This window comes from uncultured Streptomyces sp., from assembly GCF_947488945.1.
In the GTDB taxonomy this organism is placed as follows: domain Bacteria; phylum Actinomycetota; class Actinomycetes; order Streptomycetales; family Streptomycetaceae; genus Streptomyces.
Genome location: NZ_CANLBS010000004.1, coordinates 56,835 through 81,653, shown reverse-complemented (window position 1 = coordinate 81,653; position 24,819 = coordinate 56,835). Strand labels below are relative to the sequence as shown.

Annotated in this window: 19 protein-coding genes; 7 read left to right on the top strand and 12 right to left on the bottom strand. The window is 74.3% G+C overall.

The genetic code is table 11. The annotated features are described in order from the left end of the window. Positions 1–123: 123 nt before the first annotated feature. The gene (locus Q0994_RS07020) at positions 124–1,386 is read left to right on the top strand and encodes a carboxyl transferase domain-containing protein (protein ID WP_299530423.1); all 1,263 of its coding nucleotides are present in this window, start codon (positions 124–126) and stop codon (positions 1,384–1,386) included. Positions 1,387–1,526: 140 nt separating this feature from the next. Here Q0994_RS07020 and Q0994_RS07015 read toward each other — a convergent pair whose 3' ends face one another. From Q0994_RS07015 to Q0994_RS07005, 3 genes are all read right to left on the bottom strand, one after another. Then, positions 1,527–2,831, bottom strand: a complete 1,305-nt coding sequence (locus Q0994_RS07015) for an MFS transporter (RefSeq protein WP_299530421.1) — start codon at positions 2,829–2,831, stop codon at positions 1,527–1,529. A gap of 103 nt (positions 2,832–2,934) precedes the next feature. Next, a complete protein-coding gene (locus tag Q0994_RS07010) occupies positions 2,935–3,210 on the bottom strand; it encodes a helix-turn-helix transcriptional regulator (protein WP_299530418.1) in 276 nt (91 codons plus the stop codon). 3 nt (positions 3,211–3,213) lie between these two features. Further along, entirely contained in the window at positions 3,214–3,843 is a 630-nt protein-coding gene (locus Q0994_RS07005; protein WP_299530416.1) for a hypothetical protein, read from the bottom strand. A 390-nt stretch (positions 3,844–4,233) separates the two neighbouring features. Between Q0994_RS07005 and Q0994_RS07000 the strand changes: the two genes are divergently transcribed. Continuing rightward, positions 4,234–4,623, top strand: coding sequence for a WGxxGxxG family protein (locus Q0994_RS07000; protein ID WP_299530414.1), 390 nt, complete (start codon positions 4,234–4,236; stop codon positions 4,621–4,623). 510 nt (positions 4,624–5,133) lie between these two features. Beyond that, positions 5,134–6,471: a GH1 family beta-glucosidase gene (locus Q0994_RS06995; protein WP_299531294.1), complete on the top strand. Its 1,338-nt coding sequence runs from the start codon at positions 5,134–5,136 to the stop codon at positions 6,469–6,471. Positions 6,472–6,615: 144 nt separating this feature from the next. Here Q0994_RS06995 and Q0994_RS06990 read toward each other — a convergent pair whose 3' ends face one another. Continuing rightward, positions 6,616–7,566: a discoidin domain-containing protein gene (locus Q0994_RS06990; RefSeq protein ID WP_299530412.1), complete on the bottom strand. Its 951-nt coding sequence runs from the start codon at positions 7,564–7,566 to the stop codon at positions 6,616–6,618. An 11-nt stretch (positions 7,567–7,577) separates the two neighbouring features. After that, the gene (locus Q0994_RS06985) at positions 7,578–9,176 is read right to left on the bottom strand and encodes an alkaline phosphatase (RefSeq protein ID WP_299530410.1); all 1,599 of its coding nucleotides are present in this window, start codon (positions 9,174–9,176) and stop codon (positions 7,578–7,580) included. 531 nt (positions 9,177–9,707) lie between these two features. Here Q0994_RS06985 and Q0994_RS06980 point away from each other — a divergent pair. Next, positions 9,708–11,768 carry a DUF4139 domain-containing protein gene (locus Q0994_RS06980; RefSeq protein WP_299530408.1) on the top strand — a complete coding sequence of 687 codons (2,061 nt, stop codon included), beginning with the start codon at positions 9,708–9,710 and terminating at the stop codon, positions 11,766–11,768. Positions 11,769–11,776: 8 nt separating this feature from the next. Beyond that, complete coding sequence (locus Q0994_RS06975; protein WP_299530406.1) at positions 11,777–13,348, top strand: mucoidy inhibitor MuiA family protein; 1,572 nt, start codon at positions 11,777–11,779, stop codon at positions 13,346–13,348. A 58-nt stretch (positions 13,349–13,406) separates the two neighbouring features. Here the strand turns inward: Q0994_RS06975 and Q0994_RS06970 are convergent, their stop codons facing one another. The 5 genes from Q0994_RS06970 to Q0994_RS06950 form a co-directional block, all read right to left on the bottom strand. Beyond that, complete coding sequence (locus tag Q0994_RS06970; RefSeq protein ID WP_299530404.1) at positions 13,407–14,864, bottom strand: serine/threonine-protein kinase; 1,458 nt, start codon at positions 14,862–14,864, stop codon at positions 13,407–13,409. A 222-nt stretch (positions 14,865–15,086) separates the two neighbouring features. Continuing rightward, positions 15,087–15,926, bottom strand: a complete 840-nt coding sequence (locus Q0994_RS06965) for a MerR family transcriptional regulator (RefSeq protein ID WP_299530403.1) — start codon at positions 15,924–15,926, stop codon at positions 15,087–15,089. Positions 15,927–16,093: 167 nt separating this feature from the next. Continuing rightward, positions 16,094–16,927 carry an alpha/beta fold hydrolase gene (locus tag Q0994_RS06960; RefSeq protein WP_299530402.1) on the bottom strand — a complete coding sequence of 278 codons (834 nt, stop codon included), beginning with the start codon at positions 16,925–16,927 and terminating at the stop codon, positions 16,094–16,096. Positions 16,928–17,021: 94 nt separating this feature from the next. Continuing rightward, positions 17,022–17,870 (bottom strand): alpha/beta fold hydrolase, encoded by an 849-nt coding sequence (locus Q0994_RS06955; RefSeq protein ID WP_299530401.1) that lies wholly within the window; start codon positions 17,868–17,870, stop codon positions 17,022–17,024. Between the two features lie 338 nt (positions 17,871–18,208). Then, positions 18,209–19,357 (bottom strand): serine hydrolase domain-containing protein, encoded by a 1,149-nt coding sequence (locus Q0994_RS06950; protein ID WP_299530400.1) that lies wholly within the window; start codon positions 19,355–19,357, stop codon positions 18,209–18,211. A gap of 448 nt (positions 19,358–19,805) precedes the next feature. Between Q0994_RS06950 and Q0994_RS06945 the strand changes: the two genes are divergently transcribed. After that, entirely contained in the window at positions 19,806–22,919 is a 3,114-nt protein-coding gene (locus Q0994_RS06945) for a BTAD domain-containing putative transcriptional regulator (RefSeq protein ID WP_299530399.1), read from the top strand. Between the two features lie 169 nt (positions 22,920–23,088). Here the strand turns inward: Q0994_RS06945 and Q0994_RS06940 are convergent, their stop codons facing one another. Both Q0994_RS06940 and Q0994_RS06935 read right to left on the bottom strand, forming a co-directional pair. Next, on the bottom strand, positions 23,089–23,562 hold the full coding sequence (locus Q0994_RS06940; RefSeq protein WP_299530398.1) for a Dps family protein: 474 nt from the start codon (positions 23,560–23,562) through the stop codon (positions 23,089–23,091). Positions 23,563–23,902: 340 nt separating this feature from the next. Further along, the gene (locus Q0994_RS06935) at positions 23,903–24,457 is read right to left on the bottom strand and encodes a sigma-70 family RNA polymerase sigma factor (RefSeq protein WP_299530396.1); all 555 of its coding nucleotides are present in this window, start codon (positions 24,455–24,457) and stop codon (positions 23,903–23,905) included. Positions 24,458–24,546: 89 nt separating this feature from the next. On the opposite strand from Q0994_RS06935, the gene Q0994_RS06930 reads away from it, so the two are divergent. After that, positions 24,547–24,738 (top strand): hypothetical protein, encoded by a 192-nt coding sequence (locus tag Q0994_RS06930; protein ID WP_299530394.1) that lies wholly within the window; start codon positions 24,547–24,549, stop codon positions 24,736–24,738. Positions 24,739–24,819 lie beyond the last annotated feature (81 nt).

Genomic DNA, 24,819 nt, shown 5'->3' with positions numbered 1-24,819 from the left:
GAGCAGCGGCCGGAGGCCGGTGGAGTGGCCGGAGGCGGCGGAGTGGCCGGAGGCGGTGCGCGCGGCGTTGAGGGTGGCGGTGCGCGCGGCGTTGAGGGTGTTGGTACGCGCGGCGGTGACGGTGTGGATGGGCCGCTCGCCTGGGCCGGTTACGGCGGGTCGCGGGAGCGTGCCGCCGCCCGGACCGGTGAGGACGAGTCCGTGCTGTACGGCACGGCGACCGTCGGCGGGCACCGTGCCGTACTGCTGGCCTTCGAGTTCGGCTTCCTCGGCGGCTCGCTGGGCCGCGCCACCGGCGACCGGCTGACCGCCGCCTACGCGCTGGCCGAGGCCGTACGGGCGCCGCTGGTCTCGCTGGTCGCCACCGGCGGCAGCCGGATGCAGGAGGGCATGGTCGCCCTCACCCAGTTGCAACGGGTGGCCGCCGCCTCGGTTCGGCTGAGGGCGGCCGGTCTGGCCCAGATCGCGGTGGTGCGCGACCCGACCACCGGGGGCGGCTGGGCCACCGTGGGCGCGGGCGCCGACGTGGTGCTGGCCCTGCCGCAGGCGCAGGTGGGCTTCGCCGGTTCCCGCGTGCGGCCGGCGGACGCCGATCCACGCGCCTACTCCGCCGAAGGGCAGCTGGCCGCCGGTCAGATCGACGCGATCGTGGCGCCGGACGAACTGGGGACGGCGCTGGCGGGGTGGCTGGAGGTGCTGGACGCGTCCGCCGTAGCCGGAAGGCCCGCTCCGGTGCCGGACGCAGTGTCGGACACGGCGCTCCCGGCGACCGGCTGGGACGCCGTCCAACAGGCGCGGGACACCGCCCGGCCGCGCGCCGAGGCGTATCTGGACGTCTACTTCCGTCGGCGGATGCCGCTCGTCGGCGACCGGTGCGGCGCCACCGACGCGGGGGTGCTGTGCGGGTTCGGGATGCACGGAGACCTGCCGGTGGCGTACGTCGCGCAGCGCGGCACCCCGACCCGCCCGGCCGGCTACCGGACCGCGGCCCGGATCGTCCGGCTCGCCGACCGGCTCGGCATCCCGGTGCTCACCCTGGTCGACACCCCGGGCGCGGCCAACGACGCGGAGGCGGAACGGGCCGGTGCGGGTGCGGCCATCGCGGACGCCTTCGGGGCGGTCGCCGGGGCACGGGTGCCGATCACCACGCTCGTCATCGGCGAAGGCGGCTCGGGCGGGGCGCTGGCGCTGGCCTCGCCGGACAACACCCATGTGACCCCGGACAGTTACTTCTCGGTCATCGCGCCGGAGGCGGCGGCAGCCATCCTGAAGCGCGGTCCGGACGAGGTCCGCGCCACCGCCGACCAACTGCGGTTGCGACCGCAGGATCTGGTCGAACTGGGCATCGCCCGCTCGATCGTGGGGGTCGAGGACCGGGAACGCTAAGGTCCGGGGGCGGCGGGGTCCGGTCCCGATCCCCGCAGTCCCGCCGCGGCCCCCCTGCCGTGCCGTCGCGGCTCCGTCTCCGTCCCGTCGTGCCGCGTCTTCGTCCCGACCGTGCCGCCGCCTCCGGCCGCAGCGGGTTCCTACGGCTGGGGGGCGCGGGCGTCGTAGTGGAGGAAGGAGCGGCGGCGGAGGGTCAGCAGGGTCACCGCCAAGACGCAGGCGACTCCGCCGCCGGTGACGGCCACGGCGGGGGACGTCAGGTCCGCGACCGATCCGGCCAGGAAATCGCCGAGCCGGGGGCCGCCGGCGACCACGACGATGAAGACGCCCTGGAGCCGTCCGCGCAGGTCGTCGGGGACCGCGGCCTGGAGCATGGTGTTGCGGAAGATCATCGAGATGGTGTCCGCACAGCCGGCGAGGGCCAGGAAGACGAGTCCGAGCCAGAGCTGGCGGGTCAGGCCGAAAACCGCGATGGCCGCTCCCCAGGAGCCGACCGCGAGCACCACCGCGAGCCCGTGCCGGTGGACGCCGCCCAGCCATCCGGAGAACACTCCGCCGAGCAGCGCGCCCAGCGCCGGGGCCGCGACGAGCAGTCCGGTGGTCTTTGCGTCGCCCCCATACCAGACGACCGCGACGACCGGGAAGAGCGCCCGCGGGTGGGCGAGGACCATGGCGCAGAGGTCGCTGGCGAACGTCATCCGCAGATGGGGGCGGGCGGCGAGGAAGCGTAGTCCGTCCCGCACGGAGGCACGCTTCCGCTCGGCACCGCCGACGCCCTCGCCGCTGCCGTCGCCGTCGCCACTGCCCCCGGACTGGTCGGGCAGCATCGCCGGGAGCCGCCACATCGCGTAGAGCGAGGCGGTGAACGTGACGGCGTCGACCGTGTAAGCGGCCCGGTAGCCCCACCAGCCGACGATCAGGCCGCCCAGCATCGGACCGACGAGTGTGCCGGTCGTACTGGTCATGGAGGAGAGCGCGTTGGCGGCCGGCAACTGCTCGGGCGGCAGCAGCCTGGCGATCATCGAACTCCGGGCGGGTGAGTTGAGCGCGAAGCAGACTGCCTGAAGCGCGACGACGGCGTAGAGGAACGCGACCTGCTCCACCCCGGCGACCGTCGCCGCCACCAGCGCCACCGAGAGCACGAACGAGCCGAAAGCGCTGACCAGACCGAGCTTGCGGCGGTCCACGCTGTCGGCGACGGCACCGCCGTAGAGGCCGAACACCACGAGCGGGACGAACGAGCAGAAGCCGATGAGTCCGACCGAGAAGGCGGATCCGGTCAGGTCGTAGACCTGGAGCGAGACCGCCAGCGCCGTCATCCCCTGACCGATCCAGGAGACGGTGTTCCCGAACCACAGCCGCCGGTAGTCGGGCGAGGCGCGCAGCGGGGTCAGGTCGGCGAATATACGCGTGCGGGGTACAGCTTGTTTGCTCGTTTCGGTCACGCAGGATGGTAACGGCCCTCCCGCGAGGATCGGCAGGCCGGGTGACCAGCGCCCTGACCACCCGGACCGTGCCCCCGGTGGGGGCAGCGGTGCGGCGAGGTCCTCAGGAGAGCTGGTCCGGCCCGTCGGGCGCCGGCGGGGCGTGACGGTGATCGGGGACGTAGCCGAGGAGGTCGCCGGGCTGGCAGTCCAGGACCTCGCATATCCGGGTCAGGGTGGTGAAGCGGATCGCTTTGGCGCGGCCGTTCTTGAGGATCGAGAGGTTGACGTTGGTCACGCCGACGCGGTGGGCCAGCTCGGTCAGCGTCATCCGCCGGCTCACCAGCAGGGCATCGAGGTGCACCTCGATGCCGTGTCCGGCCTCCGTCTCTTCAGTCATCCGTCACACGGTCCCCTCAAGGTCTTCCCGCATCGCCGCGCTCGCCCGCATCATCCGGGCGAAGGCCAGAAGCCCGAGCGCGGAGAGGACCGGGTAGTAGGGGAATGCCCAGAAGGCGCTCCAGGAGGACCGGCCGTAGGGCTCCTCGGCGAGCGTCCGCAGCAGTGCGGTGCGGGTGATGGTCTGCACGATCTCAGCGACGACGCTCACGGTCAGTATCCACCAGCCCAGCGCCCGGAGGCCGTTCGCCACCCGCACCGTGTGCATGCCCTCCCTGGCGGCCGAGCGCAGCAGGCGGTGCACCAGATACACGCCGCCGAACACCAGGACGTACGAGGCGAATGCGCCCAGCCCTTGCAGCAGGTGCTGGTGGACGGTGGGATCGGAGGCGCAGTAGCGGGGTATGACGTCGGTCTCCGCGCCGCCGGCGCCGGGGTACAGGCGCCTCACGCCGTCGAGCGAACCGCCGGCCCAAGGGGTGGCGAGACACACCGCGCCTCCCAGCCAGCCGGGGCGCACCCCGGTGCCGAGAACGGCCAGGAGCAGCGAGGCCAGCAGCAGGCCCACCATGATCAGCCACACCCCGGACGCGAGTCCTGACAGCCGTCTCAGCACCCTCATGTTCTCGTTCATGTGCGCCCCCGTATCGTTTATCGTTGTTATCGAAAAACGATACACAGGCGGAACGCGGTCCGCCAGCCCCTCGACCGGGTGACCTCCCGAAAGCGGCATTGACCACGGCCGCCGTCAACGCCGCGGGTCGCAGGGCGAGGGGCGGCGGGGCGCCCCACCCCATGGACACGCCCGGCGGGGCGCCCCGCCCCGCGGGCGCGCCCGTCGGCCCGCGGACACGTCCGACGACCGTGACGGCCCCCGGAGCGTCGCCCGCTCGTCACCCGTTCGGCCCCGCCCGGAGCGACCCGGAAGGCCTGCGGGCCTTCACTGGGACGAGGGTCAGCAGACCCCCGGCCACGCATCCGCCCCAGGCGGACGACGAGGCCCCCGCCCCGAGAGGAAGCCGCCATGCGCAGGACCGCAGCAGCCCTTTCCCTGACCGCCGCGCTCACGCTGGCACCCGCGGCCCCGGCACTGGCCGAGGCGACCGCGGCCGCCCGGACCCCGGTCTCCACGTCGGCCGTCACGGCCGCCACGCCCACGCCGAGCGTCCCGAGCGCGCCGAAACCCGAGAAGAGCAGCGGGGGATGGGGCCTGTGGGGCCTGGCCGGCCTACTCGGACTTCTGGGGCTGATCCCCCGGAAGCAGAAGACACCGTCCCCGTCGCGTCGTCATGCCAGCGGCCCGACGGGGACGGTCAACTCCGCGCAGACGACCGACACCACGGACACCGGGCCGGGTTCGCCGGGCAACGACACCCGTGGGTGGCCGGGCAACGAGCCGCGCGGCGACCGCTGACCCGGCTCCCCGCACCCCTCGGGCCGCCCCGCCACGGGTTGCCCGGCCGGCCCGCATCGGCGCCCGGCGACCGGACCTCCCCGGGTCCGGTCGCCGGGCGCCGTCGCGCGCACCCCACTGCCGGTGGCCGCGGGAGTGACCGCGCGAAGGCGGCTCCGGCGGCGGCGACCGCCGCCGACCCACCCCGCGACCACCGCCGCACCACCCCGCCCCGCTCCCCCGCGACCGCTTCCGAGACCTTGACGCCACTTTCTTCGCGACTTAACTTACGACCTGAACTAGCGCGTGTCGCGCACCGGTTGTCCCGTGCGCCGCTGAACCCGAGCCGGGCCGTCACCGATGCCGGCCCACTTTCGAACCGTTCACGAAAGGCCGCCCGTGGCCCACTCGACCGATCTCTCCGCCGACCCCGCCCCCGGCTCCGCATCCGATACCGCCGGGACGCCCGCCGCCGCTTCCACCGCTTCCGCCGTCGCCACCGCCCCCGGTCTCCCCGAGGAACTCGCGGCCCTGCCGCACGACTTCGCCTGGGGCACCGCCACGTCCGCGTACCAGATCGAGGGCGCGGTGGCGGAGGACGGCCGTTCCCCGTCGATCTGGGACACCTTCTCGCACACCCCCGGCAAGATCGACAACGACGATCACGGCGACCGGGCGTGCGACCACTACCACCGGTGGCGTGAGGACATCGGGCTGATGCAGCGGCTCGGCGTCAACGCCTACCGCCTGTCGGTCGCCTGGCCGCGGGTGGTGCCGGGCGGCGACGGCCCCGTCAACGAGAAGGGGATCGCCTTCTACGACCGCCTGGTGGACGGCCTCCTCGAAGCCGGCATCACCCCGTCCGTGACCGCCTACCACTGGGACCTTCCGCAGGTGCTCCAGGACCGCGGCGGCTGGGTCTCGCGCGACACCGCGTACCACTTCGCGGAGTACGCGTCCGTCCTCGCGCAGCGCCTCGGCGACCGGGTCCACCACTGGGCGACGCTCAACGAGCCGCTCTGCTCGGCGTGGATCGGGCACCTGGAGGGCAAGATGGCCCCCGGCGTCCAGGACATCGCCGCCGCGGTGCCCGCCTCGTACCACCTGCTGCTCGCCCACGGGCTGGGCGCCCAGGCCATCCGCGCCGCCGCGCCCGGGGCCAGGGTCGGCATCGTCAACAACCTGTCCACGGTGGCCCCGGCCTCCGACCGGCCCGAGGACGTCGCGGCGGCCCGGCGGATGGACGGCCACACCAACCGCTGGTGGCTGGACCCCGTCCACGGCCGGGGCTTCCCCGCCGACATGGTCGAGGTCTACGGGGTGCCGCTGCCCGAACGGGCCGGTGACCTGGAGACCATCGCCGCGCCGCTGGACTGGCTCGGCCTCAACTACTACTTCCCCGCGGTGGTGGCCGACGACCCGCAGGGCCCCCACCCCTTCGCCCGGCAGATCGAGCGCCCGGACCGGCCGGCCACCGGCATGGGGTGGGAGATCGACGCGAACGGCATCGAGGAGCTGCTGCTGCGGCTCACCCGCGAGTACGGGGCGCGGTCGATCTACGTCACGGAGAACGGGTCCTCGTTCCCCGACACCGTGCTGCCGGACGGCACGATCCGCGACGAGGGGCGCACCCGCTACCTGGAGGACCACCTCGCCGCGTGTGCCCGCGCCGCCGCCCAAGGAGCGCCGGTGGAGGGGTACTTCGCCTGGTCGCTGCTGGACAACTTCGAGTGGGCGTACGGCTACGACAAGCGGTTCGGGCTCTACCACGTGGACTACGCGACCCAGGAGCGCACCCTCAAGGCCAGCGGCCACAGGTACGCCGAGATGGTCCGCGCCCACCGCGGCGGTTCGGGCGGCCCGGCCTGACCGGTCCCCGCGCCGGACTCCGCCGGCCGCCCGCGCCGTTCACCGGGCGCGGGCGGCCGGCGGGCCCCTGCCCATGAGGCCCCCGTCGGGCGGTCCTGCCGCCCCGGTGGGAGAACCGACCGGCGGGAGAACCGACCGGCGGCCCTACTGGGGTGCGTAGGCCTCCACTTCGAGTATCCGTGAGTAGTCCGCGCTGTTCGAGGCGTGGACGTAGATCCGGATCGCGTCCGTGGCGACCGGGTCGAAGGTGGTCACCACGCGTTCGAGGGTGTTGGCGCGGTAGGAGCCGACGGTCAGCCAGTCGCCGCCGGACCTCACCTGGACGTCGAAGTCCTTGATGCCCTGGAGCGCCGCGGGCCGCGCCGGGGTGCCGTAGGTCACGGTCTCTATCCGGCCCAGCTCCACCGGCTCGGGCCACTCCACGGCCAGCCAGTCGGGGAAGACCGCCTTGTCACCGTCGTTCCAGCCGTAGCCGGAGCCCCAGTGGCGGTAGTCGCTGTCCCCGTCCACGGCGGCGCAGGTGGTGAAGTTGCCGTGGGTGGAGGACGCGGTCACCTTGCGGCCGAAGGCGAGGTCGACGCCGGGGCCGGGCTCGGGCACGGCCTCGACCGTGAGGGGGACCACGACCTTCTGCCGGCCGCTGACCGCGGTCAGGTCGTAGGAGCCCGCGGGCGTGCCCGGAGGCACCCGTACGGACACCTGGCGGGTCACCGGGCGGTCCGGGTCCGCGGCCGGCAGGTAGGTGGAGAACACCTGGTCGGACAGGGTTATCGGGGCTTCGGCGGTCAGCGTCGCGTCGGCGAACACTCCCGCCGTACCGGTGTTGGTCATGCTGACGCCCCACTTCGTCGGGCGGCAGGCGAGTTCGGATCCGGTGAGGCTCGTCGGGGACGCCGACAGCACCACCCCGCCGGCCGCCTTCGCCGGCGCCTTGCCGACGGCGGCCGCTCCGGTGCGTCCGGCGGCGGCCGGGCGGGGGGACGACGGGCCGGTGGCGGCGCTCGCCTTCTGCGCCGAGCCGCCGGTGGCGAGGGTGCCCGCCGCGATGACGATGAAGGCGACCGCGGTCACGGCGCCGTTTCTGCTGCTCTTCACGTCCGGCCTCCTCAGGCCTGCTGCACGGCGGGGACGCCGTCCTCGACGGCCAGGACGGTCCTGCTGCTCACGGTGCCGTCGGGCACGGTGACCCGGTCGCACACCCGGTGATCGGCCAGCCAGAGGTCCGGCGTGATCTCACAACTGACGTATCCGCGCTGGACGTTGCCGAACTTCATGTGCGGGTTCTCGTCCAGCAGGACCTGCCCGCCGGCGTCCAGGTCCTGTCCGTCGAGGCCGGAGGAGATCGACGTGCCCACGAACTCGGTCGCCACCACGCGGGAATCGGGGTCGTGGAAGTCGAGGGCGAGGTCGCCGGCGACGCTGCGGTGGAGGTCGCCGGCGAGGCTGACGACGTTGCGGACCCCCCGGTCGGCGATGCCGCCGAGCAGCCGGTCGCGGGAGGCGCTGTAGCCGTCCCAGGTGTCCATCGGAACGGCCACGTTCGGGCCCGACACCGTGTCGAGCAGGGTGATGGCGGTCTGGTGCCCGAGGACGTTCCAGCGGGACCGGGAGCCGGCGAGCCCGTCCAGCAGCCAGCGCTCCTGCGGGAAGCCGAGGAGGGAGCGCGCCGGGTCGGCGGTCGCGTCGTTCGGCGCCTTGGTGCCGTCACCGTTGGCCTGGTCGTCGCGGTACTGGCGGGTGTCGAGCATCGAGAACTCGGCGAGCAGCCCGTAGTTCAGCCGCCGGTGGAGCTGCATGCCGGGCCCCTGCGGGAGCCGGGAGGCGCGCAGCGGCATGTTCTCCCAGTACGCGCGGAAGCCGTTGGCGCGGCGCACCAGGAAGTCGTCCACGGTGCTGCCGTCACCCGCTGCGGCGCCGGCCCAGTTGTTGACCACCTCGTGGTCGTCGTAGACCACGATCCAGGGGGCGGAGTGGTGGGCGGCCTGGAGGTCGGGGTCGAGCTTGTAGTAGGCGTACCGCTGCCGGTAGTCGTCCAGGGTCATCGCCTGGCGGGTGTTGTGCTCGTCGCCGTCGCCGGGCCGGACACCCCGGTCGATGCCGAACTCGTAGATGTAGTCGCCGAGGAACAGCACGACGTCGTGGCGGCGGGCCGCGAGGTCGCGGTGCGCGGTGAACCAGCCCTCCCAGATCGCCTGGCAGGAGGCGAAGGCGAGCGAGAGGCGCGGCACCATCTGCCGGGGACCGGGGGCCGTCTTGGTGCGTCCCACCGGGCTGACGAACTTTCCGCAGCGGAACCGGTAGAAGTACTCGCGCCACGGCTGCAGACCGCGGACGTCCACGTGGGCGGTGTGGTTGTACTCGGGGACGAGCTGGGCCGTACCGCGCCGTACGACCTTGGCGAACCGCTCGTCGGAGGCGACCTCCCACTGCACCGGGTAGGTCCTGCGGTCCATGCCGCCGAACGGGGCGAGGGGGTCGGGCGCCAGCCGGGTCCACAGGACGACGCCGTCCGGCAGCGGGTCGCCCGAGGCGACGCCGAGGGTGAACGGGTCGTCCCTGAGCGGGGCGGCGGGGGCGGCGGAGGCCTCGGAGGCACTGGGGAGGGCGCCGGACAGGGCGAGGGCGGCGGCGGCAGCGGTGACGGTGACGAACCGTCGACGTGTGGCTGCCGTGAGCGCCGGGGGTGGAGCGAGTCTGGAAGTCACTCGTTCACCACAGCGGAGCCTCGTGAACACGGGGCGTCCGTCAAGGATCCGTCGACGGGCGATGAGCCGACTCCTTGTTGTCAGGGCCCCGACACGCGGGGTAACGGTGGGCGGACACGGCCGACATCCCGGCGGACCGGGCGGAACGACGGCCGGACGGACCGGAGCACCGGTCCGGGGAATCCTCGGTCCTCCTCGGGCAGGGCGCCACGGAACCCGGTGAGGCGTGCGGACGCCGTACGGCACCGGAAGGCTTGCGCCCCCGGAGTCTGGTGGAAGTCTGCCGGGATCGGACGGCGAGATCGTCGGGCACGGCGACTTTCCTCCGTCCGCTGAGCCGTACGGCCTACCGGCAGCGGTGCCGGACCGTTTCCGCAGGTGCCGAACCGGACGCGGCGGCAAGAGCCGTCGCGGCGACACCACCTGACGGGCCGTCAATGCCGTCCGCGGCCGCCCCTGTGATCCGGCCCCCGTTCCCCGGCCCTCCGGGCGTAGGCTTCCCCCGACATGGACGCGGCGGGGGCGGAGCACATGACGGCAGATCCGGCACGGTGGGATTCGACTCTCGACGCGGTCGTGGTGTACGCGCAGGGCGCGCTGTGCCGGCGGCTGGCCCGCGGCAGCGTGCCGCCGGACGGCCGGGTGCGGATACCGGGACTCCCGCGCTCGATCGACCCCGGCTCGCTGCGGGCCACGGTGCTGGGCGCGCCGGGCGTACGCGTCACCGAGGCTCGGGTGGAGGTCGAGGCCGGATCGGCCGGCGCGGACGCGCCCCACGAGCTGCGCCGCGAGGCCGAGCGGCTGAACGAGGTGTGCGCGGCGGCGCGCGGACGCCGGGACCGGCAGCTGGTCCGGATCGAGGAGGCGGGGGCTCTGCGCCCGGTGCCACCGCCCCGCGAGCCCGAGGATCCGCACCGGCGCACCCCGGTCGACGCGTGGCTGGCGCTCGCCGATTTCGTCGACGAGCGGCTGACGGCGCTGCACGACCGCTTGGACGAGCTGGAGGAAGCCCTCCGCACCGCCGAGCACGCGTACGCGGTCGCCGCCGACCGGCTCGCCCGCGCCTCCACCGACGCGCCCGCGGCCCACGTGGAGACCGCGGTCTGCGCGGTGCTGACCCTCACCGGGCCCGCCGACGGCTCCGGCGGGGCCGACGCCGGGGCCGAGGCCGGAACCGGGGCCGAGGTCGAGGTCGAGGTCGAAGTGGAGCTGGAGTACGGGGTGCCGGGCGCGGTCTGGGCGCCCGCCTACCGCCTGGCGCACCGGCAGGGCGACGGCGAGGGCCGGCTGGTACTGCGCGCCTCGGTGGCCCAGCGGACCGGCGAGGACTGGACCGGGGTGCGCGTCGCCCTGGCCACCGCCGACCTCCGTCGTCGCACCGGACTCCCGCGCCTGCGCTCCGTCCGGATCGGCCGGGGCCAGCCCGCACCGGCGCCCTCCGGCTGGCGCGAGCCCCCGGCCGGGCTCGCCGACCTCTTCTCCGGGTACGACGCGGCGGGTCCCGGGCCGGCCGCACCCCCTCCGCTCGCCGCCGGGAAGGCGCAGGCGTCCGTCGCCGCCCGCGCGGTGCCGCCCCCGGCTCCCCGGAGCCCGGGCGGTCCGCCGCCGCCCGCCCCCGTGGCGGGCGGCCCTCCTCCGTCCTTCGCCGGCGCCGCGCCCGCACGGGCCGCCGCTCCGCGCACGGCCGCACCCCTCTCCGCGGCCCCCGCGCCTCCCGGCCGCGCGCCCACGCCCCCGCCGCCCCCGGCGGACGGGCCGCGGCAGCCGAGCGACATGCAGCTCGACTACGCCTCCCTGGTCCTGCGGGGAGCCGACGAACCCGCCGGGCGGCGCGGCCAGTTGTTCCCCGCGGCGGCACCCGACCCGGTGACCGCCGAACACCGGCGCCGGGCCGAGGCGGTGGCCCGTACACCGCTGCCGGGACGGGCGGTGCGGCCCCGCGAGTCGGCGGGCTCCTTCGACCACCGGTTCGACGCCGCCGCCCGCGCCGACATCCCGTCGGACGGAACCTGGCACACCGTCACCGTGGGCGAGATCCCGGTCGGCCTGCGTACCGAGTACCTCTGCGTCCCGTCCGTGGAGCCGACCGTGTACGCCACGCTGGTGCTCACCAACTCCACCGGACAGGCCCTGCTGGCCGGCCCGGTGGAGGTCACCCTCGACGGCGAGTTCCTGCTGACCGCCGCGCTGCCGACGCTCGCCCCCGGCGGCACCCGCCGGGTCGGCCTGGGCCCGGCCGAGGGCATCCGGGTCACCCGGCGCACCCAGGTGCACGAGTCGACCGCGGGCCTGCGCAACCACGTCACGGTGCTCGACCACCGCGTCCACGTGGAGCTGGCCAACCGGCTCGCGGCGCCGGTCACGGTGGAGGTGCGCGAACGGGTGCCCGTCACCTCCGACCCCGACGTCCGGATCGAGGAACGGCCCGGATGGAGCGTGCCCGACGAGGGCGCGGGCCCCGACCGGCACGCCCCGGGCACCCGTGTCCGACGGCTGGAGCTGCCCTCCGGGGCCACCGCCGCGCTCGACGGCGGCTACGAGATCCGCATCCCGGCCGGCAAGACCCTGGCCGGCGGCAACCGCAGGAGCTGACGCACCCCATGTCCACGCCCCCGAAGCCGATCGCCCTGCCGGTCACCGCCGTCACCTGCCTGGAGGACCGCGCCCACGTCGAGCGCACCGCCGCGCTCGACCTGGCGGCCGGGGTCCAGCGTCTGCGCCTGGGTCCGGTCAGCGCCCTGGCCGTCGACCGGACCCTGCACGCCGAGCTGACCGCCGGATTCCCGGCGACCGTGCTCGACGCGCGGATCGTACGCACCTGGACACCGCGCGGCCCCCGGCCGTCCGCGGACGACGACTCCGCCCTGCGGCTGCGGGCGCACGCCCTCGAAGAGGAGCGGCGGGCCCTGGAGCACCGGTGCGACCGGCTGCGCACGCGCCTCGGTCTGCTCGGGCGGCTCGCCGACGACCTGCTGCGGGACATCGCCGAGGGCGCGGGCCGCGGCGCGTGCGAACCGGAGCGCTGGACCGCCGAACTGGACCGGCTGGACGCCGAGCGCGACACGCACGGCGAGCGGTTGCGGGCGCTTCAGGCGCGTTCCGCCGAGCTGACGGCCGAACTCGATGCCACCGGACGGGCGATGGACCTCGCCGAGGAGGAACCGGCGGAGCTGCTCGGCCACATCGAGCTGACGGTGGACGCGGCGGCGGCCGGTCCGGCCGGGCTCCGGCTGAGCCATCTCACCCCGTGCGCGCTCTGGCGCCCCTCCTACCGGGCCGCCCTCGTCGGCGACTCGCTCACCCTGGAGACCGACGCCACGGTCTGGCAGCGCACCGGCGAGGACTGGACCGGCGTACGGCTGACCCTGTCGACGTCCCGCTCCGCCCTGGCGGGCGATCCGCCGCGACTGGACGAGGACCGGCTGACGCTCCAGGACCGTACCCCGGCCGAACGCCGCACGATCCAGGTGGAGTCGCGCGAGGTGGAGCACGCCGACCCGCTCTCCCCCGAGCCGCCCGGAGCGCGCACGCTGCCCGGCGTGGAGGACGGCGGCGAACCGCGGGTGCTGCGCCCCGCCGCGCCGGTCTCGGTGGCGGCCGACGGGCGCGCCCACCGCATACCCGTGTCCGTGTTCACCACCGCCGCGCCCGGCGAGTACGCCTGCGCGCCGGAGCTGTCCCCGCTCGTCACACGGGTGGTGCGGTTCGACAACCTGTCCGGCCACGCGCTGCTCGCCGGGCCCGTGGACCTCGTCCGGGGCAGCGGTTTCGCGGGGCGGTCCACGCTGGACTTCACCGCCCCCGGCGCCCGCGCCGAGCTGGCCTTCGGCAGCGGCGACGACCACCGGGTGGTGCGGGAGACCGAGGAGACCCGTGACTCCACCGGCCTCACCCAGCGCACCGTGATCACCCGCACGGTCCGGCTGCACCTGTCCCGCTTCTCCGCCGCCGGGGAGCGGGGCGAGCGGACCGTGGTGGTGCGGGAGCGGATCCCGGTGTCCGAGGTGTCGGCGGTGGAGGTGCGCGTACGCGAGGACGCCTGCTCCCCGGTGCCCGACGCGGTCGACGCGGACGGCATCGCCCACTGGTCCGTGCCCCTCCCGCCCGGCGGGCGCCGGACCCTGACCCTGGTCTACGAACTGTCCGCGAGCGCCAAGGTGTCCGGCCTCTGAAGCCCCCGTGCGTGTCCTCCGCGGAGACCCCCGCGCGGGCAGGCTGATCAGGCCCTCGCTACGGGCGGGGGCCGCACGCCGGGACGCATCCGGAGCGGTCCCGCCCCGGATGGTCCGCCGTGTCCCCGGCCGCCTTCTTGGCCAGGCCGGGCGGCAGATGCGGGGTGGCGGACGCCCCGGCGTCCTGCGTCGCCGCCGTACCGTCGGGCACGCCCCGCTCCGGCGTGACCGGGGGACCGGTCGAGCCCATCGGCTCCGGCAGGGCGCCCCCGGACGCGTCCGCCCATACGTCGACGGGGGCGTCCGGACGCGGGGAGGACGCCGCCGGGGACGCCGTGTCCACCGCTCCCCCGCCCGCGGACGCCGCCGTTCCGTTCTCCGACCGCTCTGCCTGCTCCGTCTGCTCCGTCTGCTCTGCGGCGGGGGTGTCCGAGGCGCTGGACGCGCTCCGGCCGTCGCCGCCGGGTGCGGAGGCGCCGGTGGCGGCGAAGGCGGTCACCGCGACGGCAGCCAGCGCGGCGGCCACACCGGCGAGCGCCAGGCGCCCCCGCACGGGCGGCATCCGGCGGGTGGACCCCGCCCCGGCGGGCGCCGGGCTCCGGTGCGTGTGCTCGGCCGTGCGCGGCGCTCCCCGCCCGGCGGCGACCAGACTGGTGGCAGGCGCTTCCGGCGCGAGCACCGTGCGCTCCTCGTCGGCCAGCGCGGACAGCGCGCGGGCGCAGTCCCGGGCCGTCGGCCGGTCCTGCTCGTCCAGGCTGGTCATGTCCCGTAGCAGCGAACCGAGTCCGCCGGGCAGGCCGGGGGGCAGCACGGGCGCCCGGTGCAGCCGGGCGATCGCGGCCTCCAAGGGGATGCCGTCGTACTCCAGCCTGCCGGTGAGGCATTCGAGGAGCACCAGGCCGAGCGCGTAGACGTCGGCGGCCCGGCCGACGGGGCGGCCGAGGACCTGCTCCGGAGCGAGGTAGGCGGCGGTGCCGACGAGCGTCCCGGACGTGGTGCGGGAGGTCTCGTCCAGCATCCGCGAGATGCCGAAGTCGATGAGGTGCGGGCGTCGGGCCGCGTCCAGGACGATGTTGGACGGCTTGACGTCGCGGTGCACGATGCCCGCTCCGTGCGCGTGGTCCAGGGCGCGGGCGACGCCCGCCCCGACGGAGGCGGTCGCGCCGGGGAGCAGTGGCTCCTCGGCGATCCGCTTGCGCAGGTTGTCGCCGTCGATCAGCCGCATGACCAGGAAGGCGCGTCCGTCGTGCTGCCCGGTGTCGTAGGCGGTGACGAGGCCGGGGTGGTCCAACCGGGCCAGCATGACGGCCTCGTTGTGCAGGCTCTCCTCGAAGTCGACGCCCGCGTCCGGCCGGAAGACCTTGACCGCCACCGGCCGCCTCAGCCGCAGGTCGAACCCCCGGTGCACGTACGCCGCACCGCCCGAGCCGAGCATCCCGTCCAGACGGTACCGGCCGCCCACCACCTCGGCGGTGCACCGGGACGCGGCGTTCTGTGCGAAGTCCCGAAGCCTCATTCCCTCTCCCACTGCGTCGAGGGCGGGTGCCCTGGCCGGGCCGTTCCCGGCGTGCCTCGGGACGCGGGTACCCCTATGTGGCGGGAGTACCCCTGTGGTGGTGCCGGCGGGTTCCGGGGACCGGGTTACCGGGTCCTGCAGCGGTGGTAGGGGTTCCGGGCCACGTACACGCCCGGACCGCCGAAGCCGACGATGTCCGGCAGGCCGCCGAAGATGCGGTCGTCAGTCGTCGCCCGACTCGTGGAACTCCTCGACGGCCATGGCGGTTTCGACTCCCTCGGGGTGCAGCAGATGGCGGGTGCGCGAGGTGTCGACGTAGGCGGCGTGCAGGGGGTGGGTGAGCAGGCGCGAGAGCGCGGTGGCGTGCTTGGCCATCGAGCTCCTGCCCGGCACGAAGACCGCCAGTTCGTTCCGGGACTCGAACGTCTCCACCGCGAAGCCGGCGGGCAGCGCCGCCAAGGCGCCCTCGCGTGCGGTGACGGGGACCGTGACCAGCCAGTGCGGTCCCTCGCCGGCGAGCATGCGGCTCCTCTGCTCCGGCGTCCCGGCGGCCAGGGTCCGCCACGGCGTCCCCACCGCCCCGGCCCCGCACGACTCCAGCGCCCCCACCACGTCCCGGACGGTGGCGGCGACCGTGGCGTCGGCCGCGTCCCAGTCGTACCGGGCGCCCCCGGAGGACGGGCCCGGCACGGGCTTCGACACCACGGTCGTCCCGTCCACGTGGCGCAGGACCGGTTCGGGGGGCGAGGCGAGGAGCGCGCTCACGTCCGCGATCGCCTCGTCCTCGGCCCGGCGTCGGAGCCGTACGTCGGACACGTGCTCCCGCAGGAGGGCCGCCGCCTCGTCCGGACGGTCGAGCGCGCGTCGGACGAGCGGCACGCCCATGCCCGTGCCGCGCAGGGCGGTGATCAGCATGGCCCGCTCGACCTGCCCGAACGCGTAGGAGCGGTAGCCGGTCCGCCCGTCGACGCCGGCCGGGACGAGCAGGCCTTCGGCGTGGTAGTGCCGGAGTGTCTGCGGCGTCAGGTCGCACATCTCGCTGAACTCACTGATCGACAACATGACGCCATCCTCGGCTTTGCGGCGACTGCAAGGTCAAGTGCCGGACGCGCGTCCGGGGAACGGTGTGCGCGAGGGGCCCCGCACGGCGGGCCCCCGGTCCCGAGGGCCCGCCGACGGTCCGGGCGCCCACGTCCACGCCCGGCGGCGGGCAGGACGTGGGCCGGGTGTCACTTGGCCAGGAACGCGAGGAGCGCTTCGGAGACTTCCCGGGCGTGGGTCCACAGCAGTCCGTGGGGCGCGCCGTCGATGACGACGTACTCGGCCTGCGGGAGCGCCTGGTGGAAGCGTTCTCCGGTGGCCTCGATGGGCAGGATGCGGTCGGCGGTGCCGTGCAGGATCAGAGCCGGGACGTCGATCTCGGAGACGTCGGCGCGGAAGTCGGTGGACCAGGTCGCCACGCAGGCGAGGGACGCGTACGAGGAGGCGCCGGCGGCGACGTTCCAGCTGTTGCGGACCGCTTCCTCGCTGATGCGGGTGCCGAGGTTCTCGTCGAGGTTGTAGAAGTTCTCGTAGAACGCGGTGAAGTAGGCGTAGCGGTCGGCGGTGACGGCCCTTTCGATGTCCTCGAAGACGGCGCCGTCGACGCCGCCGGGGTTGTCGTCGGTCTGGAGCAGGAACGGTTCGAGGGAGGCGAGGAAGGCGGCCTTGGCGATCCGGCCGGAGCCGTAGGTGCCCAGGTAACGGCCGACCTCACCGGTGCCCATGGAGAAGCCCACCAGGACGACGTCGTCCAGGTCGAGGGTCTCCAGGACCGTGTTCAGGTCCGCGGCGAAGGTGTCGTAGTCGTAGCCGGTGGTCGGCCGGCTGGAGCGGCCGAACCCGCGCCGGTCGTACGTGATCACGCGGTAGCCGGCCGACAGGAGCGCGGCGGACTGCTTCTCCCAGGAGTGGCCGTCGAGCGGGTAGCCGTGGATCAGCACGACCGGCTGCCCGCTGCCGTGGTCCTCGTAGTAGAGCTCGACGCTGGTGGAGTTTTCCTGGTCGACGGTGATGAACGCCATGGTGGTTGCTGCCTTCCGGTGGAACTGCGGCTGAGGGTGGGTGCCCGGTCGGGCACGGTGGTGCGGTGCGGGGTGCGGCAGGCGGAGCCGCGGGTCAGCGGACCGTGCGGGCGGCCTGCTCGACGATGCGGGTGACGGCCTCGGGGCGGGACACGGACACCGCGTGGGACGCGTCGACGGTCGTCGTGCGGGCCTTCGCACGGGCCGACATGAAGCGCTGGGCGGCCACGGGGATGTTGCGGTCCTCCGTGGTGACCAGGGACCAGGAGGGGATCGTCTTCCAGGCGGCGCCGGTGGACTTCTCCTCCAGTGCGGCGGCGGCGATCGGCCGCTGCCCGGCCGCCATGAGCCTTGCCCTGTTTGCGGGCACGTCCGCGGCGAACTGCGCGCGGAACTTCTCCGGCTCGATGTACACGTCCGCGCCCCGGCCGCCGTCGGGCAGGGTGTAGTCGACGGACTCGATGGCCTGGCCGAGGGTGCTGCCGGGGAACTTGTCCGTCAGTCCGAGCGAGCTCTCGCCCGCGTCGGGCAGGAACGCCGCGATGTAGACCAGGGCCTTCACCTTGGTTTCGAGGCCGACGGCGGCCTGGCTGATGACGGTGCCGCCGTAGGAGTGGCCCACCAGCACGACGGGCCCGTCGACGTGGTCGAGGACGCTGCGCAGGTAGGCGGCGTCGGTCGCCGGACCGCGCAGCGGGTTGGCGGCGGACACCACCGGGTACCCCGCGCGCTGCAGCCGGGAGACGACACCGTCCCAGCTCGCGGCGTCGGCGAACGCTCCGTGTTCGAGCACGATCGTGGGACGTGCCGAGGGGCGGGGCTCGGGGGACTCCGCGGCGGCCGCACCGGGCAGGGCGACGGCGGCGGCGGACAGCCCCAGGACCGCGGCGATGCCGAGCAGCGTGGATCTGCGGCGGGGACGGGCGAGGCGGGTGATGCGCATGGGTGGAGTCCTTCTGGTCGGTTCGACGGCCTCGACGGGCCGTGTGAAGGGGTGAGTGGCTGCGTGCGGAAGACGACGGGGCACCGCGCGGGTGGCTCCGCGGTTCCGTGCGTCCGTCCCGGACAGCGGGCCGGGGAGCGGAGCGGCCGGGCCGGCGGGCTTCCGGGGCCGGCGGGCTTCCGGGCTACCAGCGGCTGCTGCTCGCGGGTTCCGCAGGACGGCCCCGTCCGGTCGCGGGAGCGGAGCGCCTTCCGTCCTGTCCTACGAGGGGAGGGCCGGACCGGTTCACCGGGCAGCGGGCCGGGGAGCGGAGCGGCCGGGCCGGGACGCGTGCGCCCTCAGTCGGAGGACGCCAGAGAGTCGTAGACGTGCCTGAGGTAGCTGTGGGTGCGCTCCGAGCCGAGGATTCCGTCGCCCACCCGGTTCATCGTGTAGGCGAACGTGACACGCCGGTCGAGGTCCATCATGACGATCGAACCGCCCCGGCCGACCCAGAAGCAGATCTTTCCGGTGGGCATCTGCGGCATGGTCCTCGGGTCGGCGAGCGCGTAGCCCAGACCCCAGCGGACGGGGACGCCCAGGAACAGGTCGACGCCGTCGGACTGCACCTCGAACACCTTGTCCACCGTCTCCGCGGAGAGCAGCCGGAGGCCGTTCACCTCACCGCGCCGGGAGAGGACGGACAGGGCACGGGCCAAGCCCCGTGCGTTGCCGTGTCCGTTGACGGCTCCGAGTTCGGCGGAGCGCCACCGCGGGGTGTCCACGTGCTCGTCACGGGCAGGGCTCCCGAGGAGCGTCCTGGTGAAGATCCCGTCGGGATCGAGGCCGGCGGGGAGGCCGGAGAGCTGCGGCGGCGCCACCAGATCGGCGATACGCGGCCAGTCGGCCGGGCGCGCGCCGATCTGGACGTCGGCCCGGGCCGGCCCGGCGATCTCGGTGTCGACGAACTCCGTCAGCGTACGGCCGCTGACCCGGCGGACGAGCTCTCCCACCAGTTGTCCCTGCGTCTGCACGTGGTAACCGGAAGCCGAGCCCGGCTCCCACCAGGGCGCCTGAGCGGCGAGCCGGGCGCTCGCGGTGGGCCAGTCGTAGAGGTCGTCCATGGTGAAGGGCTGCTGCCAGCCGGAGAGTCCCGAGGTGTGGGCCAGCACGTGCCGCACCTCGATGTCCTGCTTGCCCCGGGCGGCGAACTCGGGCCAGTAGTGGGCGACCGGACGGTATAGATCCAGCGCCCCCCGGTCGACGAGGACGAGGGCCGCGAGGTTGGTGAGCGTCTTGGTCGTCGACCACATGCTGACCAGCGTGTCCCGGTGCCACGGCACGGTCCGCGCCGCGTCCGCGTGGCCGCCCCACAGGTCGACTTCCATGACCCCGTCCACGTCGACGGCGATCGACGCCCCCAATTCCTCCCCGGCTTCGAGGTGCGCCGCCAGCGCCGCCCGCACCGGGGCGAACCGGTCCGTGCTCGTTCCCTCTACGACGACCATTTCTTCTCCACTCCGGACGACAACCGTACGACCGTTCGACGGAAGGAACCTCGCACCGGTTCACGTATCGCAGCAGGTCATGACATCTGTTCACCTGCCGCTTCCGGGCACGGACCGGTTGTTCGCGCCGCCGTGCGACCCCGCGCGGCCCGGGGCGGAGGCGTCGGACGGGCGCCTCACGAGCCGTCCGGCCCGGTCCCCGTCCGGCCGGCGACGCCTGCCGGACGACGACGCCCTGCTAATGTCCTGTCCGATATGCGGGAAGCGGACAACGGGGTCCTCGTCACCCCGTCCCCCGCGCCACCCCGGCGGACATGCCCCGGTCGGCGGGGCCGGAGCCGGTTTCCTGCACCGCGCGCCCCGGCCTCCCCGTGCCGGGCTCCGGCCGGGTGCGTGCCCCAGGGGTGACGCCGCGTCGTGCGAGGTTCTGGTGGGTACGGTGACAGCTGTGGGGCAAGGTCTCGACTTCGGCGTGCTGGGTCCGCTGGAGGTACGGCGGGCGGGAGCCCTGCTCGACCCGGGCCGGCGCAAGCAGCGGCTGCTGCTGATCCGCCTGCTGCTCGCCGACGGCCGGGCGGTCTCGACGGACACCCTCCGTGAGGACCTCTGGCCGCAGCAGCCGGAAGGGGAGCCGGTCGCGGCTCCCGCCTCCTTGCACGCCCACGTCAGCAAGGTGCGCGCGGTCCTGGAACCCCAGCACCTTCGCCGGCGGGGAGTCTTCGAGACGCTGGTCACCGAACCGCTGGGCTACGCCCTGCGCGTGCCGCCCGAGAACCGCGACACCGTCCGCTTCGAGCGGGCCGCTGCCCGGGCACACCGGTTCCTGGACCAGGGCCGGCCCGACCGGGTCGTGGAGGAGGCCGGCCACGCCCTGGACCTGTGGCGCGGCACGGCGTTCGCCGACGCGGCGCACCACCTGTTCGCCGCCGACGAGACGGCCCGCCTGGAGGAACTGCGGCAGACGACGCGCGAGATCCGCACCACCGCGCTCCTTCTCCAGGGCCGGATCACCGAAGCCCTCACCGCGGCGCAGGAGATGACCACGCGGCACCCTCTGCGGGAGACCGGCTGGGCCCTGCTGCTGCGCGCCCTGTACCTCGCCGGCCGCCACCCCGAGGCGCTCCAGCGCTACACCGATCTGCGCCGGCACCTCGACGACGAACTCGGCCTCGAACCGGGCCCGCCGCTGCGCGCCCTGCACCAGGGCATCCTCCACCACGACCTGCCGCCCCTGCACACGGCCGGCCGGTCCACCGGCACGATGACCGGGCACGGCCACCGCCCGGCCGGGACCACCGCGTCCGGGGCGCCCGACGGGGGCGGTGCGACCGCGCCGGACGGTCGGCAGGCCGACGGCCGGCCCGACCGCGCGGACGCCGGGTCCGACGCGGGCGGCACGACGGCCGCGCACGCCGAGGGAGCCGTGCCCCGGCGACCGGCGCGCCCCGCGCAACTGCCCCGGAGCCTTCCGGTGTTCGCGGGACGGGCCGCCGAGGGCGCATGGCTGTCCGCGGTCAGCGGTGCACCGGGCCGCCCCGGACCGGTCACCGCGCCGGCCGTGGTCATCAGCGGTGCTCCCGGCGTCGGCAAGACCACTTTCGCCGTCCACCACGCGCACCGGGCGGCGTCCTCGTTCCCGGACGGGCAGCTCTTCGTCAACCTGTGCGGATTCCATCCGCACGCACCCGCCGTCGATCCGGGCACCGCACTCCACGGCTTCCTCACCGCCCTCGGCGTCCCCGCCCCGAGCATCCCCGAGGACACGGACGACCGGAGCACGCTCTTCCGCAGTCTCCTCGCCGACCGGCGGGTCCTCCTGGTCCTGGACAACGCCCGCGACGAGCAGCAGGTGCGCCCGCTGCTTCCCGCGGGAGCGGGCTGCCTCACCCTGATCACCAGCCGCAACCAGCTTCCCGGTCTCCTCACGACCGACGGCGCCAAGCCCCTGAGGCTCGCGCTGCCGTCGCAGGCCGAAGCGCACGAGGCACTCGAACGACGGCTCGGAACCGAACGGCTCGCCGCCGAGCCCACCGCCACCACCGACCTCATCCGCCTGTGCGGGCGGCTCCCCCTGGCCCTGGCCGTGGTCGCCGCCCGTCTGGAACTCGACCCCTCGCTGCCGCTGCACGCCGTGGTCGGCGACCTGCGGCACACCGACGGCGGCCTCGAAGCGTTCGCAGGTTCCGACACCACCACCGACGTACGCGCCGTCTTCTCCTGGTCCTACCGGTCGCTGGACGAGCACTCCGCCCGGCTGTTCCGCCTGCTGGCGCTGCACCCGGGCCCCCACATCACCGCCCCCGCCGCCGCGAGCCTGGCGGGTCTGCCCCTGGCTCCGACCCGCCGCGCACTCGCCGGACTGCTCGGCTCCTGCCTCGTGGAACAGCCGCTGCCCGGCCGCTACGGCCTGCACGACCTTCTGCGCGGCTACGCCACGGAGCTCACGCACACGCACGACACCGGCGAGGGACGCCGGCACGCCACTCTCCGGGTTTTGGACCACTACATGTTCACCGCCTGGGAGGCGAACCAGTTCCTCCGGCAGGACACGTCGCCCGACCTCGACCTCGGCGTCCCCCACCCGGGCGCCACGCCGGAACCCCTCACCACCGTCACGCAGGCGACCGGATGGCTCGACGCCGAGCACCGGGTGCTGTCCGGGCTGCTCGACACCGCCGTGGGCCAGAGGCTCGACCACCGGACCACCGGTCTCGCCTGGTCGCTGAAGGAGTACTTCAACCGACAGGAGTTCTGGCCCGAGGCCATCGCGGCACTGGCCCCCGCCCTCGACGTGGCCCGACGTCGCGGCGACCGTCTCGAAGAGGGCCGCTGCCTGCGGCACCTGGGCGGCGTGCACGGTTACCTCGGCCACCAGGAGGAAGCCCTCCAGCAGTTGCGACGCGCCACAGAGATCTTCGAGGAGCTCGACGACGTCGGCGAACAGGCACGCGCCCACTACGTCACCGCGTGCGCGCTCTTCCTTTTCGGGCGGACACCGGAAGCCGTGGCGTTCTGCGAACGGGGGCTGGAACTGTCCCGCGAGACGGGCGAAGAGCTGTGGCTGGCGGAGTGCCTCCTCGAACTCGCCTGGTTCCACTCCAACCTGGGGAACCTCGAACAGAGCCTCCGGTACAGCGAAGAGGGCATCGCCCTGTTCCGGCGCCTCGACGCCCCCTGGCAGCTCGCCCAGGCGTGGGACATCCTGGGCCACACCCTCCGGCTGCTCGGCCGCTACGAGGATTCAGCGGCCACCTACCGGCGGGCGACGCGGGCGTTCGCCGGACTGGGCGACCACCGGAACGCCATCGGCACGCTGATGCGGCTCGGCGACACCCGGCTGGCCATGGGCGACCAGGAAGGCGCACGCGCGCACTGGGCGGACGCCCTGGAGGACGCCGAGGCACGCAAGATGTCGCACAGCGCCCAACAGGTCCGCGACCGGCTGACCGCCCTCGACATGGACGAGGACCCGGTGCCCCCCGTGCCGGAGAGGGTGGTGGGGAACCACAAGGTCCCGGTTCCGAGGGGCGCCAGCCCCGCACTCCAGCGCACGCACGGGTAGCGGCGCGGTCCCTGTCCCGCGCTCCCGGAGGGCTCCGGCGACGACCGGACCGTCCGGGACGGCAGCGGGAGCGGACCCGCGCCCGGTCCGGGACGGCATCCCGTCCGGGACCTGAGCACCGGTCCGTGCGACAGGGGCCTCCCGCCCGGCACCGTCCCGCCCGGACCGGTCAGATCTGGTTCTCCGCCCGGAACATCCAGTTCTGCTTCTCCAGTTCGGCGGTGAGTCCGATGAGGAGGTCCTGCGTGACGACATCCACCTGGCCGGTCTCCTCGATGCGCCCGCGCACTCTCCCGATCACCGCGGAAAGCGCGTGCACCAAAGCCTCCACGGCATCCGTGTCCTTGATCCAGCCCGACGCCGAAGCGGGCACGCCACTGGTGGCCGCGACGGTCGAGGCCCGTCCGTCCGGGCTGACGCCCAGGGCGGCCGCCCGCTCGGCCACCGCGTCGGCGTGGTTGCGAGCCGTCGTGGCGACCTCGTCGAGCTGGACGTGGACCGAGCGGAAACGCGGGCCGCGCAGGTTCCAGTGAGCCTGCTTGGCCACCAGGGACAGGTCGAGAAGGTCGGCCAGGGTCGCCTGCAGAGCAGCCCCCGCCCTCTCGCGGTCGCTCGTCGTCGGGTGGTTGCTGATGACCGTCACAGGAGTGCGGTCCTTTCGTGAGTGGCGTCGGCGTCCGGGTAAGGACGCCGACGAACGCGGTCCACGGAGACGTGCCGCAGCCCGTGTCCGTGCGGGCGCCGACGGGCCCTCAAGGCTGAGAACGGCGGTGAGCCCGGCTGAGTTCAGCTCACCGGCACGCAATCCCGTACGCCGCGAAGTCCGGGCACGCCACACCGGCCGCTGCCCGCTGAACCCGAAGGCGGCCGCGCGGGCGGGGAACGCGGGGCCGCACACCTGCCGCACCGACCCACCGCCGGCGTCCGCAGCGGCGGCGACAACGGCTCGCGGAGCCCCGGACGTCCACGTCGTCGCGGTGCGGCTACACCCCCACGATCCCCTGTTCCGCCAACACCTTGCGCAGGGCCCGCGTGGCGTAGAAGGCACGGCTCTTGACGGTGCCGGCCGGTATGCCGAGGTGCTCGGCCGCCTGGGTGACGCTGCACTCCAGGTAGTACATGAGGCGGATGACGGTGCGCTGCTGCTCGTTCAGCTCGCCCAGTGCCTGCCACACCACGTGGGAGGTGAGGGTGGACGCCGTGCTGTCCTCGGAGGCGTCCAACTCCTCGACGGGCAGCAGTTCCAGGGGCCTGACCCGGCGTGCCCGCTGATGGTCGATGACCAGGTTCCTGGTCACGGTGAACAACCACGGACGGAGGCTCTCGCTGCGGGTGCCCAGGAACCGGGCGTGCTTCCAGGCGCGGGCCGCGGTCTCCTGGAAGATGTCCTCCCCCTTGTGCCAGTCACCGTCCAGCAGGCGCGTGGCGTACCGGACGAGCAGGGGGCCGTACCGGTCGTAGATGTCCCGTACGAAGGCGTCGCAGTCGGCGTCCGGTACGAGGTCGCGGGCATCCGCCCGCGTGGTGGTCCCGTTCATGCGTGGAGCTCGATCCTGTCAGGGGTTCCTCGGCGTGCTCACACACTCGTCGGAACCCCTTGGCGGGACCTTGTCGTTTCCTTGCCGCTGTGCCCGACGATCTCCGGGAAGTGGTGGGACGGGATCTGGTGGTGCCGGCCGGGGTACTCGATCAGCTCCTCGGGGTCGGGACATCGCTGACGCGGCGGGGTGCCGCTCCGGGCGGGCGGATCGGCAGAGCCGGATCCGGCGGTCAGCACGACGACGACGCCATTCTCGCCGTGCGCCGCGTGGCCGGCTGAAGCGTCGTCCCCGCGGGTACGCGCACCGGCCAGGACGCCTCACGGCCGGGCGGAGACGTGCGGCCCAGCGCCGACCGCGGT